Annotated in this window: 17 protein-coding genes and 2 pseudogenes; 3 read left to right on the top strand and 16 right to left on the bottom strand. The window is 40.1% G+C overall.

All coding sequences use genetic code 11. The features are described 5' to 3' along the window. Positions 1–3 precede the first annotated feature (3 nt). Together QM424_RS05055 and QM424_RS05050 are read right to left on the bottom strand one after the other, a co-directional pair. Complete coding sequence (locus tag QM424_RS05055) at positions 4–1,167, bottom strand: FRG domain-containing protein (protein WP_414393357.1); 1,164 nt, start codon at positions 1,165–1,167, stop codon at positions 4–6. After that, positions 1,160–1,510, bottom strand: coding sequence for a helix-turn-helix domain-containing protein (locus tag QM424_RS05050; protein ID WP_414393355.1), 351 nt, complete (start codon positions 1,508–1,510; stop codon positions 1,160–1,162). Before QM424_RS05050 ends, QM424_RS05055 begins: the two co-directional genes overlap by 8 nt. 857 nt (positions 1,511–2,367) lie before the next feature. On the opposite strand from QM424_RS05050, the gene QM424_RS05045 reads away from it, so the two are divergent. Both QM424_RS05045 and QM424_RS05040 read left to right on the top strand, forming a co-directional pair. Continuing rightward, positions 2,368–2,664 carry a cytoplasmic protein gene (locus QM424_RS05045; protein WP_414393353.1) on the top strand — a complete coding sequence of 99 codons (297 nt, stop codon included), beginning with the start codon at positions 2,368–2,370 and terminating at the stop codon, positions 2,662–2,664. Between the two features lie 48 nt (positions 2,665–2,712). Further along, positions 2,713–2,826, top strand: a pseudogene (locus QM424_RS05040) (site-specific integrase); the annotation flags it as partial. A gap of 259 nt (positions 2,827–3,085) precedes the next feature. Here QM424_RS05040 and rpsI read toward each other — a convergent pair. From rpsI to QM424_RS04985, 11 genes are all read right to left on the bottom strand, one after another. Further along, entirely contained in the window at positions 3,086–3,478 is a 393-nt protein-coding gene (gene rpsI, locus QM424_RS05035) for a 30S ribosomal protein S9 (RefSeq protein WP_000075964.1), read from the bottom strand. An 18-nt stretch (positions 3,479–3,496) separates the two neighbouring features. Then, on the bottom strand, positions 3,497–3,943 hold the full coding sequence (rplM, locus tag QM424_RS05030) for a 50S ribosomal protein L13 (protein ID WP_001044624.1): 447 nt from the start codon (positions 3,941–3,943) through the stop codon (positions 3,497–3,499). Positions 3,944–4,158: 215 nt separating this feature from the next. Continuing rightward, positions 4,159–5,358 (bottom strand): ABC transporter permease, encoded by a 1,200-nt coding sequence (locus QM424_RS05025; protein WP_414393351.1) that lies wholly within the window; start codon positions 5,356–5,358, stop codon positions 4,159–4,161. After that, positions 5,355–6,248 carry an ABC transporter ATP-binding protein gene (locus QM424_RS05020; protein ID WP_050251520.1) on the bottom strand — a complete coding sequence of 298 codons (894 nt, stop codon included), beginning with the start codon at positions 6,246–6,248 and terminating at the stop codon, positions 5,355–5,357. Before QM424_RS05020 ends, QM424_RS05025 begins: the two co-directional genes overlap by 4 nt. Before the next feature lie 237 nt (positions 6,249–6,485). Further along, positions 6,486–8,891 (bottom strand): phenylalanine--tRNA ligase subunit beta, encoded by a 2,406-nt coding sequence (gene pheT, locus QM424_RS05015; protein WP_414393349.1) that lies wholly within the window; start codon positions 8,889–8,891, stop codon positions 6,486–6,488. A gap of 76 nt (positions 8,892–8,967) precedes the next feature. Further along, complete coding sequence (locus tag QM424_RS05010; RefSeq protein WP_060805309.1) at positions 8,968–9,477, bottom strand: GNAT family N-acetyltransferase; 510 nt, start codon at positions 9,475–9,477, stop codon at positions 8,968–8,970. Then, a complete protein-coding gene (gene pheS, locus QM424_RS05005; RefSeq protein WP_023945343.1) occupies positions 9,477–10,523 on the bottom strand; it encodes a phenylalanine--tRNA ligase subunit alpha in 1,047 nt (348 codons plus the stop codon). The genes QM424_RS05010 and pheS overlap by 1 nt, the downstream gene beginning before the upstream one ends. Before the next feature lie 271 nt (positions 10,524–10,794). Then, positions 10,795–11,244, bottom strand: coding sequence for a GNAT family N-acetyltransferase (locus QM424_RS05000; protein ID WP_031227979.1), 450 nt, complete (start codon positions 11,242–11,244; stop codon positions 10,795–10,797). A gap of 4 nt (positions 11,245–11,248) precedes the next feature. Then, positions 11,249–11,668, bottom strand: coding sequence for a chromosome partitioning protein ParB (locus QM424_RS04995; RefSeq protein WP_023945347.1), 420 nt, complete (start codon positions 11,666–11,668; stop codon positions 11,249–11,251). A 27-nt stretch (positions 11,669–11,695) separates the two neighbouring features. After that, the gene (locus QM424_RS04990) at positions 11,696–12,346 is read right to left on the bottom strand and encodes a phosphatase PAP2 family protein (protein ID WP_414393346.1); all 651 of its coding nucleotides are present in this window, start codon (positions 12,344–12,346) and stop codon (positions 11,696–11,698) included. Then, the gene (locus QM424_RS04985; RefSeq protein WP_000185821.1) at positions 12,336–12,899 is read right to left on the bottom strand and encodes an ECF transporter S component; all 564 of its coding nucleotides are present in this window, start codon (positions 12,897–12,899) and stop codon (positions 12,336–12,338) included. Before QM424_RS04985 ends, QM424_RS04990 begins: the two co-directional genes overlap by 11 nt. A gap of 46 nt (positions 12,900–12,945) precedes the next feature. Between QM424_RS04985 and QM424_RS04980 the strand changes: the two are divergent. Further along, positions 12,946–13,155: pseudogene (locus tag QM424_RS04980) on the top strand (hypothetical protein). A gap of 292 nt (positions 13,156–13,447) precedes the next feature. Here QM424_RS04980 and QM424_RS04975 read toward each other — a convergent pair. The 3 genes from QM424_RS04975 to QM424_RS04965 all read right to left on the bottom strand — a co-directional run bounded on the left by QM424_RS04975 (position 13,448) and on the right by QM424_RS04965 (position 16,641). Beyond that, positions 13,448–13,951, bottom strand: coding sequence for a tRNA (cytidine(34)-2'-O)-methyltransferase (locus QM424_RS04975; protein ID WP_414393343.1), 504 nt, complete (start codon positions 13,949–13,951; stop codon positions 13,448–13,450). Between the two features lie 192 nt (positions 13,952–14,143). Continuing rightward, positions 14,144–14,974 (bottom strand): energy-coupling factor transporter transmembrane component T family protein, encoded by an 831-nt coding sequence (locus QM424_RS04970; RefSeq protein ID WP_414393341.1) that lies wholly within the window; start codon positions 14,972–14,974, stop codon positions 14,144–14,146. Then, on the bottom strand, positions 14,959–16,641 hold the full coding sequence (locus tag QM424_RS04965) for an ABC transporter ATP-binding protein (RefSeq protein WP_414393339.1): 1,683 nt from the start codon (positions 16,639–16,641) through the stop codon (positions 14,959–14,961). The genes QM424_RS04970 and QM424_RS04965 overlap by 16 nt, the downstream gene beginning before the upstream one ends. Positions 16,642–16,751: the final 110 nt, after the last annotated feature.

Genomic DNA, 16,751 nt, shown 5'->3' with positions numbered 1-16,751 from the left:
TTACTAAAGTTTAAATCTTAGATTTTTAATATATTCCAATTTATGTTGCAAATCAGGATAAATTGTTTGACCTGTAATTCCTAATAATTTCAATTCGGATAATATCTGTTTTTTATACTCTTTCTTAATTCTAATTCTTACATAACCCTGAGGCATATGTCCTAAAAATGTTTCAGGTGAATAATATATTTGCATATCTTCCAGTGTTTTACTAATTCCAGACTGAATTCTTTGCAAAATGGATTTTTTTTCATCATCATTCTTGGATTTTATATCAATATCACAAATTTCATTTAAACAGTCTAATCCCCATATCACAAATAAGCCATTTTGTCTTATAATTCTTGAATCTATTTCTGATGGATATACTATCTCTGCACCTAGTAGGTATTCTTTCAAAATCATTGTAGGTGTGTAGCCTAAATCAATACTAGCAAAGTTAATTATCTTTCTCAAAATTTTTAATATCTCTGCTTTATCTTGAAAAAGCAATAGCAAGTCATCGGTAGCTTTTATAGCTTCAGTTTTAATTTCATTATACAATGATATTTTTTCGTCAATATTTAAACGGCTAATATTTGCTTTTATAGCTATTCTTTCTGAATTCTCAGTCTGGATTTTATTTGATTCTTTCTTGTATAAAAAAACGAATCCATCTGAAATTTCCTCTATTTTTTCAGCGCCATCTTCTACGGCAAAATACAAAGCAACTAGAGCATTCGTTGTTATATCTAAAATTCTAGTTATCATACCATAATGCTGCATTAGGGCTAATTTACTTAAAAACGTTCCTGTTGAAGAAAACTCGTTTGGACTAGATATTTCTGCACGTTTTATATATTCTTCTTCAAAAAAAATACCATCTAAAGTTCTATATAATGAAGGGATTACATAAGAGTAGTCTTTAGTTTGTCCTCTAAAATAAACACCATTGGTAATGATATTTTCTATAAAATCTTTTGTTTCTGATCTACTAAACATATTCTCATAATATCTTATAGGAGCATCCATACCGTATTTTAATATAAAATAATTACTATGAATCATGGTAATCGCCCTTAAATAATCCGACACTGTACTGATTTCTCTAACACATATATTTTCATGAGGTATAGTTTGCTCTGTATTTTCTTCTTTCACATAGTAAACTTTGTCTAAATCAATCATTATAATTCTCCTGTTCAAAAGCCTTCTTCCGTTCTTCCATAAAGTCAATCAACTCTTTTTTGAAGATTGCTTTTTCTTCATCAGTCAGCCCTTTTGAGTTCATACGGAAAAGCAATTCAATATTATCTAATTCATCTAATTTTTCTTCTGAATTTCCAACTAAATAATCAATTGAAACGTTAAAAATTTGTGCAATTTTAACAAGATTTTCCTGGGTTGTTTTTTTTACTCCACGTTCCCATGATGCATATGCTGGTTGCGAAATTCCTAATTTACTTGCTACATCAACTTGAGTGAATCCAGCTTCTTTCCGAAGGTTTTTTAAGCGTTCCGAAAATTCCATTTTTAACCTCTAAAAATATTTTTAACTTTTCAAAATAATCTCTCGACAAATATAACTATAGGTTATATAATATAAATATAGCTAATGGTTATATCCGGTTTAAAAATAATAATACCTAACTATCGGCATTATGATCATTGACAATTAAATAAAAAGTGCGTCTGACAACCAGAGGACTGATTGCCAAAACTACACTAAACTTCGCACCTTTATTGTAAACGTTTTGGAAAGAAAAGTCAAGTCTGTTTGATGGTTGAAGTGAAGATTTAAAACATTTTTTGTGGACTTCCATGCATTTCGGACTTTCGCACTTTTCCGAATAGTAAAATGAACTTGCTTTGCCAAAGGGCGTAAGAGAATCTTAAGGGTATGACAATGACTACCTGATGAGATTGGCTGGGAAAGCGGTGGTAATTGATGCAAAGCACCTTGCTAAACGTTGCCACCGTGAAGGAGGAATCCTTCAACCAAATAACTTTTCTCTACTGCTGTCTATCTAATTTACTAGATAGACTTACTCTAGCTACTAAGTTCATTTTCTTAGTAGCTTTTTACTTTTACAATAAAGGAGAACATAAGACTAACTTTTTTCGCGCAACAATGTGAACGAATCTATAAAAATTACATTTTCACCTATGATATCTTTTCATCATCGGAACAACTCCAGAGGCAACTCTATCATCAAGCCCAAAAGGATTTAGATAAACTAGCCAATCAATCACTACTTACTGGCTTCGCTCATGATGAAGTACAATTTTACACAAGAATGTTTAAACGCAAACTCTCTACTCACTACTACTCAAGAGTGAAGCAACTAGCTTAACTCTTTTTATTTTACACTCAGAAAGGAAACTCTTATGATCCCAGAAACACTTGTCATGCTACCAAAATTTATCGGCACTGCTTACTATGAAAAATTAGGAAATGCTCCACGTTATGTCTTTGGTAAAGAAGAAAAATACCAAAGACATATTCTAAATAGTGAAACTCATGGTGCCTTCCACGTTATTACACCGGCTTCTACAACAGTCTTTCCGGAAGATGCTCTTGTTGAAGCAGTCAACCCCATTTTCCTATCAGATACTTCGCTGAATGGAAATTCTGTCGCACCTGCACTCAACGTTTTTGCTGAGAAGCTAATACTCAAAAAATAACAAAATAAAGGTGAAAATAAAATAGCTAAAACTGGATTAAATTATGGAATCTATAAAGCTCTAACACACAGTGACACAGGTACAACTCAGATTTATGTCAATACTTCTAATGTAGTCCCTATGGCAGTCGGTGAATTTGCTTTAAAGTCTATAAAACAATAAGGTGAAAATAAAGTAAACTTTGAGGTGAACTTTTCAAAAAAATACAAAAAAAGCACCCATAAGGTAAACTTTTGAGTGTTTTGAAACGTTGATATAATCGTATTGATTAACGTTTTGAGGTAACTGACTTCGTCATGTTGCAGCCACATTTGTAAGCGACTAAAGTCGCAACAACTGTGTCAATTGCACCAATTTAGTAAGAAAGTACAAAAAGAACACCCCGAAAGGTGCTCTTTGTAAGTATAGTAATTCTTTCGAATTAACGTTTACTAAATTGTGATGCTTTACGAGCTTTCTTAAGACCTGGTTTCTTACGTTCAACTTTACGTGAGTCACGTGTAAGAAGTCCTGCGCGTTTCAATGAATCGCGGAAGTCTGGGTCTACTTGAAGAAGGGCACGAGCGATACCGTGACGGATAGCTCCTGATTGACCAGCGTATCCACCACCTACAACGTTAACGAAAACGTCGTATGAACCTGCAGTTGAAGTAACTGCGAATGGTTGGTTGATTACAAGACGAAGGTCAGCGTGTGGGATGTACTCTTCAACATCTTTTTTGTTAACAGTGATTTTACCAGTTCCTGGAACAAGGCGAACGCGTGCAACAGCGTTTTTACGACGTCCAGTACCTGCATATTGTGCTTGTGACATACTTTATTGTTCCTTTCCTTAGATAAGTCCTGAAATATCAAGAACTTCTGGTTGTTGTGCAGCGTGAGTGTGCTCAGCTCCAACAAATACTTTCAACTTCATACCTTGAGCGCGTCCAAGAGTATTGTGTGGAAGCATACCTTTAACTGATTTCTCGATCAAACGTACTGCATTTTTAGAACGAAGTTCACCTGCAGAGATTTGTTTCAATCCACCTGGGTGGTTTGAGTGAGTGTAGTAGATTTTATCAGTTGCTTTTTTACCAGTCAATTTAACTTTTTCAGCATTGATAACAATCACAAAGTCACCTGTATCAGTGTGTGGTGTAAATGTTGGTTTGTTTTTTCCGCGAAGTACGCTAGCAACTACTGCAGAAAGACGTCCAAGTGGTACATCAGTTGCGTCAACTACGTACCATTTACGTTCAACTTGGCCTGGTTTAGCCATAAATGTTGTTTTGTTCATGATTTCTCCTATATATAGTTCGATTTTTGTTTACGGTGATGGGTGTTCCTTCCCATCGAAAAGTATTTGGAAGGTTCCGGGGCCTTTCAAATGGGGTAAACAATACCGCTTACTATAATACCAAATTTCACCCCTAAAAGTCAATAGATATGAAAAATATTTTTCTGAATTCCACTCTTTTTATCTCTAAAAAACCTCGCTTTCGCGAGGCTCTTCTATTTATAAGCTAAGGCACGTTTAAAGGTTTTCCAAATCCCTAAATCATCTGTCTGCAAAACGAGACTAGCATACATGCGTCCGATAAATCCTGTTGCTACCACTGCAAAAATCACTGTAATAGCAAGTGAAATCCATGCTTCTACTCCCCCTGCATAGCCATTAATAGCTCTAAACGGCATGAAGAAAGTCGAAATAAAGGGAATATATGAACCAATCTTCAAGATGAGATTGTCACCAGCTGCACCTAGAGCTGTCACTCCAAAAAAACCACCTATAATCAAGATCATCAATGGCGACAAGGCTTTTCCTGCATCCTCAGGGCGAGAAACCATAGAGCCTAGGAAGGCTGCTAAAACAACGTACATAAAGAGGCTAACCAAGACAAACAATAAGGTGTTGAGCGAGAAAGCCTCTCCTATGTGGTTTAAAATACCAGATTGTGCCAAGATTGGTAGGTCTTTAAAGAGAAGAATGGCAGCAAGTCCACCCACGACGTAAATGCCAATATGGGTCAAAATCACAAGAAGCAGAGCCAGCATGCGAGCGTAGAAATAATGACTAGCTCGGATACTAGAGAAGACCACCTCCATAATTTTGGTTCCTTTCTCGCTAGCCACTTCCTGAGCAGTGACACTAGCATAGGTAATCAAAATCATATAAAGGAAGAGACCAAGCCCTGCGGCCGCAAAGGTTTGAATCATTTTTTTATTTTCCTTGGCTTCATCAATCTTTTCTGTGAATTGAACTGTCTGCGCTAAGCGTTTTTCCTGCTCCTGAGACAAGGAGGCCGTTGAACGATTAAGCTGATTTTGCAATTCATTGAGTGTACCTGTAACTGCAAATTTAATTCCATTTTCAAGCGATGTTTCGCCATGATAAACTGCCTTCAAGACACTATCCTCTTGGTCAATAGTCAGATATCCTTTTAATTTTTCATCTTTAATCGCTTCTTTGGCACTTGCTTCGTCTTTATAGTCAAAGTTAACACCATTTACATTCTTCAGTCCTTCTGCTACAGACGGCACTGTTGTCACTACTGCCACTTTATCATTTTTAGCCATTGAAGAGCCTTGGAGATAGGCAATTCCTACAGAGATTCCTAAAAAGAGGAACGGCGAAATTACCATAAAGAAGAAACTCCACGATTTGACATGTCGAAGATAGGTTTCCTTGATTACAACCCACATATTTCTCATACTTCCACCCCTGATTCTAGTTTAAAGATTTCATCGATTGTTGGCGCTTGCTGGTCAAAGGTTGCGATATATTGCCCCTGAGTCAAGATTGGGAAAAGTTCCCTTCCAGCGCTCTCATCCTCCAAGATCAATTTCCAACTGCCTTGTTTGGTCAAGCTCACCTGTTTAACATGAGGAAGTTTTTCCAATTCTTCCTTGCTTCGTTCACTTGAAACAAAGAGACGCGTTTTCCCGTATTGATTGCGGACATCCTGAACTGGTCCATGCAAGACCACACGGCCATCTCGGATCATGAGAATATCGTCACAAAGCTCCTCGACGTTGGTCATGACATGGTCAGAAAAGATAATGGTTGCCCCACGTTCTTTTTCTTGAAAAATGACTTGTTTGAGCAATTCTGTATTGACTGGGTCCAATCCACTGAAAGGCTCATCCAAGATAATCAAGTCTGGCTCATGAATCAGAGTAATGATGAGCTGAATCTTCTGCTGATTTCCTTTTGACAGACTCTTGATTTTATCTGTCAGCTTCCCTTTCACTTCCAACCTCTTCATCCATTGAGGGAGTTTTTCCTTGACCTCCTTGGCATCCATGCCTTTTAGAGTCGCCAAGTAACGCACTTGTTCAAGGACTGTCAATTTAGGCATAAGACTGCGTTCTTCAGGCAGATAGCCAATCCGAGCGTAGGTTTCCTGACGAATATCCTGATTATCAAGACTAATTTCTCCTTGATATTCTAAAAACTTCAAAATACTGTGGAAAATTGTTGTTTTTCCAGCACCGTTTTTTCCGACTAGTCCCAAAATACGACCTGGTCGCGCTTGAAAGTCAATACCAAACAAAACTTGCTTGGATCCAAAACTTTTCTCTAGACTTCTTACTTCTAGCATCTTTCACCTCCGAAATGTCTTGCACTCATTATACTCCTTTTTGATAGCCTTTACAATGGCTTATGTCCATTTTTATAAGACTATTGCTGTGTAAAATATGGCCTGGAGCGTTTTTAGTGATAAATCCATTATACAGTAGCAAATTTAATTTATCACCTCCGCTCCTCAACTGTCTATTTTTGATCCTGAATTGTTATTTGAAAAGCAAAAATCCACCCCGAAGGATGGATTGATGAGTTAACGCACTTCTGCATTCACTTTTTCTTCGAGAGACGCTTGGATTTTTTCCATGTAGCGTGCGACTTCTTCGTCAGTCAAGCTATCTTCTGGATTTTGGAAAGTCAAGCTATAAGCCATTGACTTCATACCAAGTCCCAATTTTTCGCCTGAGAAGACATCAAAGAGTTTGATATCTGTCAAACGTTTCACGCCGGCAGCTTGGATAGCATCTACAACTTCTTGGTGAGTCACTTCTGCCTTAAGGAGAAGGGCAACATCACGGCTAACTGCTGGGAATTTAGTAATTTCTACAAATGGAGTAGCTGGTTGAAGGGCAGTTTCGATGGCTGAAAGGTTGAGCTCAGCCACATAAGTTTCTGGAATATCGTAGGCCTTAGCAGTGACTGGGTGTACTTGACCAAGGAAACCAAGAACTTGGTCACCGAGTGAAATCACAGCTGTACGACCTGGATGAAGGCTAGCAATTTCAGATGTTGCTGTATAAGTTACTTGGAGTCCCAAACGAGCAAAGAGGGCTTCAAGGATTCCTTTAGCATAGAAGAAATCAACTGGAACTGCTGCTGTTTGGAAATCTTTTTCAGCAACCAAGCCTGTCAAGGCAAAGGCAAAGCTGTTGATCTCATTTGGAAGTTCTTCTTTTGGATTACCTGTTTGTTCAAAGACTTTTCCAATCTCGTAAAGGGCCAAGTTTTTGTTCTTACGAGCCACGTTGTAAGCAACTGTATCTAGGATACCTGAAATCATATTTTGACGGAGGACTGAACGGTCCACTGTCATTGGCCACATAAGTTCAGTAAGGTTACTTGGTTGAGCCGTAAACTCAACTGCTTTTTCAGGAGTTGTTAGAGCATAGGTGATGATTTCTGTCAAACCTGCCCCTTCAGCAATCGTACGAACTTGACGGCGGAGTTTTTGTGTGGCTGTCAATTCACCAGCTGTCCCGTCATCTTTTGGAAGGCTGGTTGGCAAGCGGTCATATCCATAGATACGAGCGATTTCTTCAAAGAGATCTGCTTCTATTGTGATATCCCAACGACGACGTGGTACGCTGACTGTAAAGCTGTCTGCATTTCCAGAAAGACCAAAGCCAAGACGACGGAAGACGTCTTCTACATCAGCATAAGAAAGCTCAGTTCCGAGGACACGGTTAACATCAGCAAGAGTTGAAGAAACTTTCACATCAGAGGTATCAAGCTCACCCGCTGAAACGATACCTTTACGCACCGTCGCACCTGTAAGTTCTGCAATCATGCTAGCTGCCGCATCAAGGGCTTCATTGACTGTTGCCACATTGATGCCTTTTTCAAAGCGAGAAGATGACTCAGAACGAAGGTTAAGACGACCACTTGTCTTACGGATAGATTTGCCATTGAAAACAGCAGCTTCAAGGACGACACGACTAGATTTTTCAGAGATTTCTGTTGCTTGACCGCCCATGACACCTGCAAGGGCTACTGGCTTGTCTGCGACAGTGATAACTAAGTCATTCACGTCCAAGTCACGTTCTTCACCATCCAAGGTCACTAATTTTTCACCAGCACGCGCTTCACGCACACGGATGTCATTCCCTTCAAAGGTATCCAAGTCAAAGGCATGCATTGGTTGACCAAAGTAGAGAAGAATGTAGTTGGTCACGTCCACTACGTTATTGATTGGACGAATTCCTTCGTTCATGAGAAGGTTTTGCAACCACTGTGGACTTGGTGCAATGGTCACATTGTCCAAGATACGAGCTGCATAGTAAGGCGCCTTGTCTGTCTCAATGCCCACAGAAAGAGCATCTGCTGCAGCTTGGTCAGTTTCTGAAAGAGTAAATTCTTTAAAGTTGACTGCCTTATCATAGATGGCTGCCACTTCGTGAGCCACCCCACGCATAGAAAGGGCATCCGCACGGTTGGGTGTGATAGAAAGTTCGATGATTTCATCATCCAAGTCTAGGTATGAGAAGACTTCCTCACCTGGAACGGCGTCTTCAGGCAAGATTTGGATGCCATCTGCGAATTCCTTAGGCACAACTGAGTCAGAAATTCCCAATTCACCAAGGGAACAGATCATCCCAAGTGACTCTAAGCCACGGATTTTCCCTTTTTTGATCTTGTAGTTGTCAGCGATGCGAGCTCCCGGAAGAGCCACCATAACCTTGATACCAGCACGCACATTTGGGGCACCACAAACGATTTGACGGGCTTCTTCTTCGCCAACGTTAACCTGACAAACATGGAGGTGAGTTTCTGGCACATCTTCGCAAGACAAGACCTCACCGACGACAATTTTTGAGAGACCAGCAGCCGGTGATTCGACACCTTCTACCTCGATCCCTGTAGTTGACATTTTTTCAGCCAACTCTTGTGATGGAACATCAATGTCCACCAATTCTTTTAACCATTTATAAGATACAAGCATAATTTAGTTCTCCAGAATGACAGTTGCCACTCTAGTTCTTTTCCTTTCCTATCATTTCAATAGAAGAATCATCTTCTTACCTTAATTTCTTTCTCAGTAACCAATCCGTATCTACTTTTTGACCAACCATAAAATGATGTTGGCTAAATTTTTCAAAACCATATCGATTATAAAATGCTTGAGCTTTTGTATTATGCTCCCAAACACCTAACCAAGCCCAGGAAAAACTATTTTTTGTAGCAAGTTCAAGAGCAAATTCAAACAGTTGCTTACCGAATCCAAATCCTTGGAATTTTTGTAGCACATAGAGGCGTTGAATTTCAAAAGCATCCTCTAATTCTCTCTCAGTTTGAGCACTTCCCCAGTTGACTTTGAGAAAACCAGCTATCTCCTCTTCATGCATAATGAAATAGGTTTCGGATTCTGGATTTTCCAACTCAGTAGACAAAACTCTCAGACTATAAGCATCTTCAAAGTATTCCTGTAACTGCTCTTCCGTATTATCATGAGCAAATGTTTCACGAAAGGTTTGTTTGGCAATTTTAGCCAACACCTCAACATCTGCCATTTCTACTTTTCTAATCATTATTTAAACTGTTCTGAGAAGCGGACATCTCCTTGGTAGAAGCCACGGATATCATTGATTCCGTAACGGAGCATAGCTACACGCTCTTGACCAAGACCAAAGGCAAAGCCAGAGTAAACAGTCGCATCGATACCACTCATTTCAAGGACACGTGGGTGAACCATACCGGCACCCATAATTTCGATCCAACCAGTTTTCTTACATACGTTACATCCTTCTCCACCACACTTGAAGCAAGAAACATCCACCTCAACAGATGGCTCTGTGAATGGGAAATAAGATGGACGCAAACGAATTTGACGCTCTTCACCAAACATTTTTTGGACAATCAACTGAAGGGTTCCTTGAAGGTCTGCCATAGAGATATTTTTCCCAACAACCAAGCCTTCAATTTGGTGGAACTGGTGACTGTGGGTCGCATCGTCCGTATCACGACGGAAGACACGCCCTGGAGAGATCATTTTCAAAGGACCTTTAGAGAAATCATGGGCATCCATAGCACGCGCCTGCACTGGAGACGTGTGAGTACGGAGTAAGATTTCTTCTGTGATGTAGAAAGTGTCCTGCATGTCGCGAGCTGGGTGGTCTTTGGGAAGGTTCATGCGCTCAAAGTTATAGTAGTCTTGCTCTACTTCAAAACCATCCACGACTTGGTAACCCATACCGATAAAGATATCTTCGATTTCTTCACTGGTTTGTGTCAAAACGTGACGGTGACCAGTCGCAACTGGACGACCTGGAAGGGTCACATCGATACTCTCGCTAGCCAGTTGAGCCGCGACTTTCTTTTCTTCCAAAAGCTTAGCTGTTTCTTCAAAGGCTGCTGACAAGACATCACGAGCTTCATTGACGTGTTTCCCAATGATTGGACGCATCTCAGCAGAAACATCTTTCATCCCTTTGAGGATTTCAGTGAGCGAACCCTTTTTACCAAGGACAGAAACACGCAAATCTTGCATCTCTTTTTCATTTTCAGCAGTAATCTGCTTCAAGCTAGCCAGCGTTTCTTCACGAAGCGCTTTTAATTGTTCTTCAATAGTTGACATAATTCCTCCATCAGTCGCTTATCAGATAAAAAGAAAACCACATGCCACAAACTCCACTCGGAGCGTTGACACGCGGTACCATCCGTTTTTATCTGACAAGTCAGACCTTCATTTCTAAATCCATGCGCAAGTGAATTCACCCAGCTTTCATATAGAGAGCTTGCAGTCACGGCTCTCCTCCCTGATATACTTCCCTTGGGCTACTAGTCTTGCAGATTTCTATTCAATTACTACTTAGTTTATCAGATTTTTAGTTAAAAAACAAGTTAGATTAGACTAATTTCAATACAAAACTCGTCCCTTTTTCTGTTGCCCCATTTTCCACAAATCCAAGCGACTCGAAACATCGCCTAGACGCATGATTGTAAGTGTAGATTTCCTTAACTCTCAATTCTTTCCATCCTTTTACTCGAGCCAATTCAATCAAAGCACTTAGAATCTTTTTCCCAAGTCCTCGATGTTGGTAAGCAGGATTTCCAATCACAATGGGAAGATTATCCTGAGATAGTGTAACATCCCCAATTGGAAACCATTCTCCCTTCTCCTTGACTTCAATCCAAAAAAGCTCTCCATGCTGATCCAAATAGGAATACATAGCTTCCAAAGTTTCTTGACTATAAGGTCTCTTCACACCATCTACGAGGTAAACCAAGTTCACATCCTGATACCAAGCAAAAGCTTCTTCACAATGATTGACCTTATAATAAGGAACAAGACGCAGTGAATTATCTATTTGTAGGGTCTGTTTCATCTACTTTCCTTTTCAACAAAAGAGTTGCTGCTTGATTAAAACCATCACACCAGTTATACCATTTTGCTTCATACTCATCTTGAGCTAAGATATGATTTTTTAAATCCAGAACAGAGTAAATCTTTCTTTCTTCGCAGGCTTGCGCATAGAGATGATATAGTTCATCACCGCCGTCTCTATCCCACTCAGCAGAAATCGTATCCCGACCTGCCAATAAAGCCTGATAAGCCCTATGATGCCCGTCTGTAATCAGCAAGTAATTTCCAAAGGCAAGAATACTGATTGGATCGACTTGGATTGTTTCTGCCGACTGGTAAAGCATCTGAATATCTTGCAACTTCTTTTCTGATAAGTATAGTTGAGTCGGATGAAGATCTGCTATATTGACTTTCATTTCTTTCTCCTCAAAGGAATTCGATACTCACTTCTGCTTGCCTTTAAATCGCCATTGGAAGCGGAGCTTATCATAAAAGGGAAACTCGATAAATAAGACTCCCAAGCCCACACAGAGACTGGCAAGGACATCTGATGGGTAATGAACTCCCAGATAGACCCTTGATACCAGCACACTGACTAGGTAGAGGCCTAGCACGATTTGCACGATTTTTCTCCAGACTGGATTTTTAATCCGTTGACTGAGAATGACAATCAGAGTGCCCACCATCAAGGTTACAGCTAGAGAATGCCCACTTGGAAAGGAAAATCCTTTCTCCTCTACCAGATGTAAGATAGCTGGTCGTGGGCGCTGGTAGATATTTTTAAAGGTCACGATTAAAAGACCGGCCAAAGCCAAATTCCCCAGCATAAATAGGCTTTCTATCTTCCACCGCTTACGATAAAAGACAAAGGCTGTAATGACAACCCAAGTGATAATCACTGGGATATCAATCAAGCGTGTGATGGATCGAAAAAGAATCGTCAAGTAATCTGGCAAGTCTCCTCGAACGACAGTCTGAATCGGTTGATCAAAACCGACCAGCGTTTCAGGGTAAAATTTGACCATGTAGCCAAGAATAACGAAAAGTAAAAGGGCAAAACTGCCCTTCATTAAAAATGTTTGTTTATCTTTCATAATGTTTTAAGGTTGGTTTCAAGAGAACATACAACAACCAGAATGAAACGGCAAAGATGATACCCTCAATCAAGTTAAAAGGTAATACCATAGTCATTAAGTAGTTGGAAAGTCCCAAAATTTTTCCAATATCAAAGTTAGCAAACTTAGCGTACAAAGGAACAGCATAAACATAGTTGAGAACCAACATTGCCACGGTCAAGCCAATAGTTCCAGCTAGAGATCCTAGTAGGAAACGAAGGGTTGTCCGTTCCTTTTTCCAAATCAAAGCAAATACGATGACAAAAACTCCCAAAGCTACGATATTCATCGGCAAACCAATGTAAGTATTCACTCCCTGGCTATTAAGAAGCAATTTCAAGAGTGAGCGAAGCAAGAGGATTCCTAGAGCAGCAGGCAAATCCATGACCACCAGACCCACAAGGACTGGCAAGATACTAAATTCGATCTTAAGGAAGGATGCCGCTGGTAAAAGCGGAAAGTCAAAGTACATCAGCACAAATGAGATGGCTGATAGAATCGCAATGGTCGAAAGTCGACGTGTGTTTGTCATAACAGGTTCCTCCAATTTTCTATAAAATCAGAAGAAGTTTGAAAGGATTCCTCTATCTATTCTCACTTTTTATATCCCAAAAGTTCCCTCTCACTCTATTAAAGCAAACTAAAGCAAGCGGTTACAATCTAGCTATAAATCTATCAGAACAGACAAAGCTATTCTTTCGTCTTCTCCCATCCAGACTATACTGTCGGTTGTGGAATCTCACCACATCAGCTTACGCTCGCGGACTTATTTGTCTAAGATATTTTAGATTTATCTAAGCGTCGCAGTCGAAGATAATACTTATACTCTTCAAAAATCAAATTCAAACCACGTCAGCGTCGCCTTACCGTACTCAAGTACAGCTTGCGGCTAGCTTCCTAGTTTGCTCTTTGATTTTCATTGAGTATTAAAGTATATCGAGACAAGACAACGACGAGAAAGCTAAAATAGCTAGTCAAATTTACCGCCGGTCGGGAATTTCACCCTGCCCTGAAGACTCTTTTATCATAACAAAAAACGCTTGCAAGCGCAAGCATTTTGTTCATTTTCATTTTCATTTTTTATTTCAATTTATCCACTTCATAAGTGTGAACAAGCTCAAGACCTGCAAAGTTCTGCTGGCGAAGAGCCTCATAGACAATCATGCAGACGGTATTAGACACATTGAGACTGCGGACATGTTCATCATTCATGGGAATACGGAGAGCCTTCTCAGGATGTTCTCGCATAAAATCCTCAGGCAAGCCCTTGTCTTCACGTCCAAAGAGAAAATAATGGTCTTCGTCAGTCGATAAATCCACTTCAGAATACACTTTCTCAGCGAATTTCGAAATCAAATAGAGTTTGCCCCTCATCTGAGACATGAAATCTTCCAAACTGTCGTAAAAATAAATCTCTAACTTATCCCAATAATCCAACCCAGCCCGCTTCATCTTACGGTCATCGATAGGAAAACCCATCGGCTTGATGATGTGGAGGGGAGAATTGGTCGCAGCACAAGTACGCGCAATATTGCCTGTATTTTGTGGAATTTGAGGTTCAAATAATACAATGTGATTTGTCATGACTTGTTTCCTTTCACCATTGCAAAAAAATAGCCACACTGCCCGGAGTCAAGCTCAGCAAACAGCGTGGTTAAGGCATCGTTAACTTACCTCACAACAGGTTTGAAGTAAATCAGCGAAACTACTTTCTTAGTATAACACTTTCAGAATCATTGTCAATAGAAACGACTTGATTTTTTCAATTTTTTCAAGCTATTTCCAAGGGTTGTAAAATCGTCCGTGATTCTGCAAGATAAGTAGTAAACTAGCTACTAAAAACAAGGCTGCCAAGAGCAAGGTGAGATAATCTCCTTTTTTCAAGGCCTGGTAACTATACCAAGTCCGCTTTTTCTCTTTTCCAAAGCGACGAAGCTCCATAGCGGTCGCGATGGTGTCAATGCGTTCTAGAGAGCTAAAAATCAAGGGCGTAATAATGCGAAGATTGCCTTTGATTCGTTGCATGAGAGAAGCTTTCTTGGATAATTCCATCCCACGCGCTTCCTGAGACATCTTGATGGTAAAGAATTCTTCCTGCAAATCTGGAATATAGCGCAAGGTCAGGCTGACAGAATAGGCGATCTTATAGGGTACACCGATTTGATTTAAACTGGAAGCAAACTGACTAGGATGGGTTGTCATCAAAAAGATAATAGCCAGAGGAATGGTGCAGAGGTACTTAATGGCCAAATTTAGCAGATAAAAGAGCTCTTGGCTGGTCAGAGTGTAGGCTCCGATTCCCTGCCAAATGACATTTCTCTCTCCATAAAGTCCAACCCCATATTCGGGAGAAAAGAGATAGACCATCAAAACGTTTAAAACGGCAAATACCGTCGCAAAAACGGCTACAAAGGAAACATCTTTAAAGTGGATTTCTGACAAATAGAGGAGAAAGACCGAAAAGATGGCAATCAGCACAAGCAGTCTGGTATCATAGCTAATCATGGCCGCCAATGATACGAGGATGAAAAAGAGAAGTTTCCCAGCTCCTGACAAGCGATGAATTACAGTATCACTATGCTGGTAACCAATTAATTTAGCTTGCATCCTTCTCTCCTTTCTTTGTAAAATGCTGTTAAAGCAAGTGGATCCACATCCAGTTTCTTAGCCAAGTTAAAGATTGAAGTTTCTTTTAGGTTAGCTTTGACTAACAGCTCAGGATTGCTCAAAAGACTAGCTGGATCAGTATCGGCAATCAATTCCCCATCCACCATGACAAGAGCCCTGTCTGAATAATCCAGCATCAATTGCATATCATGCGTAATCATGACAATGGTATGACCTTTTTGATTCAGTTCTTCGAGAAACTCCATAATCTCAGTGTAGTTCTTCTGGTCTTGACCTGCTGTCGGTTCATCTAAGAGGATAATTTCAGCTCCTAAAACCAAAATCGAGGCAATAGTGACACGTTTTTTCTGACCAAATGACAGGGCAGAAATGGGCCAATTACGGAATTCATAGAGACCACAGATTTTCAAGGTTTCATAGACTCTCGTTTCAATTTCCTTCTCATCCACACCTCGCAAACGGAGCCCTAGAGCCACCTCATCAAAAATCATATTGGTTGAAATCATTTGATTAGGATTTTGCAGCACATAGCCTACTCGTTCCGCCCGTTCTGCAACAGAATCTCCTTTTATATCCAGCTCTTCCCAAAGATAGCGGCCTTCCGTCTGAATAAAGCTACTTAAGGCCTTGGCTAGGGTTGATTTCCCTGCTCCATTTTTTCCAACAATGGCAATCTTTTCGCCCTTTTTAATATCCAAATGTAGGGACTTCAAAATCGGTCTATCATCATAAGAAAAGGACACGTCCTCTAATTTAAAGAGTGACTGCAATTCTGGGGTTTCTTTTACCAGCTCCGTCCGCAACTGAACCTGGCCTTTTGAGATAGACAAGTTATCTAGATTTGCTAACTGTTCTTCATTGACTAAATCCACACCTAATTGACGTAAAGTGGTTAGATAAAGGGGTTCTCGAATTCCATTTTGGGTCAATAAATCAGTCGCCAGTAGCTGGTCAAGGCTCCCATTAAAGAGAATACGACCATCATTGATCAAGACAATCCGATCCACAGGGCGATGCAGAACATCCTCCAAACGATGCTCAATAATAAGTGTCGTCGTTCCCTCTTCCTTATGAATCTGGTCAATCAATTCGATAATATCCTGACCTGACTTGGGATCTAGATTGGCGAGTGGCTCATCAAACAAAAGAATCGGACTTTCATCAATCAAGACACCAGCCAGACTGACCCGCTGCTTTTGTCCACCTGACAAATCCTGGGGACGCTGAGCTAGTAAAGGGATAAGGTCCAGCTTTTCAGCCCATTTATGAACACGGCTTTTCATCTCTTCTAAACTTGTTACATCATTTTCTAGAGCAAAAGCCAAATCTTCTGCCACAGACAGACCGATAAACTGCCCATCAGTATCCTGCAAAACTGTGCTGACTAGATGAGACTTATCATAGATACTCATATCAAAGGCCGCTTGCCCCTTGATCAAAAATTCTCCAGACGTCTGACCCTTGTAAATATTGGGAATAATCCCATTCAAACATTGACCCAAGGTCGACTTACCTGACCCAGATGGCCCAACAATTAAGACTTTCTCTCCCTTGTAAATAGTCAAGTCTACCCCTTGCAAGGTCGGTTCTTGTTGTGTTTCATACCGGAAAGAGAAATCCTTCCACTCAATTATAGCTTCTTTCATCTTACTCTCTTCATTCGCTTCTTAGACTTCTATTTTATCATAAATCGAACCCTTCTTGCAGTCTCTTCTCTTAAAATCTTAGCGCCAAAAAATTCCTATCCTAGCTTACT

The sequence above is a fragment of the Streptococcus mitis genome, from assembly GCF_047464945.1.
Taxonomy (GTDB): domain Bacteria; phylum Bacillota; class Bacilli; order Lactobacillales; family Streptococcaceae; genus Streptococcus; species Streptococcus mitis_EA.
The sequence above is the reverse complement of the archived record's forward strand: the minus strand, read 5'-3'. Positions and strand labels throughout refer to the sequence as shown.

Bases quoted from the DNA above. Each gene is read 5' to 3' on its own strand.
- QM424_RS05055 (WP_414393357.1), bottom strand. From the start codon at position 1,167: ATGATTGATTTAGACAAAGTTTACTATGTGAAAGAAGAAAATACAGAG.
- QM424_RS05050 (WP_414393355.1), bottom strand. From the start codon at position 1,510: ATGGAATTTTCGGAACGCTTAAAAAACCTTCGGAAAGAAGCTGGATTC.
- QM424_RS05045 (WP_414393353.1), top strand. From the start codon at position 2,368: ATGATCCCAGAAACACTTGTCATGCTACCAAAATTTATCGGCACTGCT.
- rpsI (WP_000075964.1), bottom strand. From the start codon at position 3,478: ATGTCACAAGCACAATATGCAGGTACTGGACGTCGTAAAAACGCTGTT.
- rplM (WP_001044624.1), bottom strand. From the start codon at position 3,943: ATGAACAAAACAACATTTATGGCTAAACCAGGCCAAGTTGAACGTAAA.
- QM424_RS05025 (WP_414393351.1), bottom strand. From the start codon at position 5,358: ATGAGAAATATGTGGGTTGTAATCAAGGAAACCTATCTTCGACATGTC.
- QM424_RS05020 (WP_050251520.1), bottom strand. From the start codon at position 6,248: ATGCTAGAAGTAAGAAGTCTAGAGAAAAGTTTTGGATCCAAGCAAGTT.
- pheT (WP_414393349.1), bottom strand. From the start codon at position 8,891: ATGCTTGTATCTTATAAATGGTTAAAAGAATTGGTGGACATTGATGTT.
- QM424_RS05010 (WP_060805309.1), bottom strand. From the start codon at position 9,477: ATGATTAGAAAAGTAGAAATGGCAGATGTTGAGGTGTTGGCTAAAATT.
- pheS (WP_023945343.1), bottom strand. From the start codon at position 10,523: ATGTCAACTATTGAAGAACAATTAAAAGCGCTTCGTGAAGAAACGCTG.
- QM424_RS04995 (WP_023945347.1), bottom strand. From the start codon at position 11,668: ATGAAAGTCAATATAGCAGATCTTCATCCGACTCAACTATACTTATCA.
- QM424_RS04990 (WP_414393346.1), bottom strand. From the start codon at position 12,346: ATGAAAGATAAACAAACATTTTTAATGAAGGGCAGTTTTGCCCTTTTA.
- QM424_RS04985 (WP_000185821.1), bottom strand. From the start codon at position 12,899: ATGACAAACACACGTCGACTTTCGACCATTGCGATTCTATCAGCCATC.
- QM424_RS04975 (WP_414393343.1), bottom strand. From the start codon at position 13,951: ATGACAAATCACATTGTATTATTTGAACCTCAAATTCCACAAAATACA.
- QM424_RS04970 (WP_414393341.1), bottom strand. From the start codon at position 14,974: ATGCAAGCTAAATTAATTGGTTACCAGCATAGTGATACTGTAATTCAT.
- QM424_RS04965 (WP_414393339.1), bottom strand. From the start codon at position 16,641: ATGAAAGAAGCTATAATTGAGTGGAAGGATTTCTCTTTCCGGTATGAA.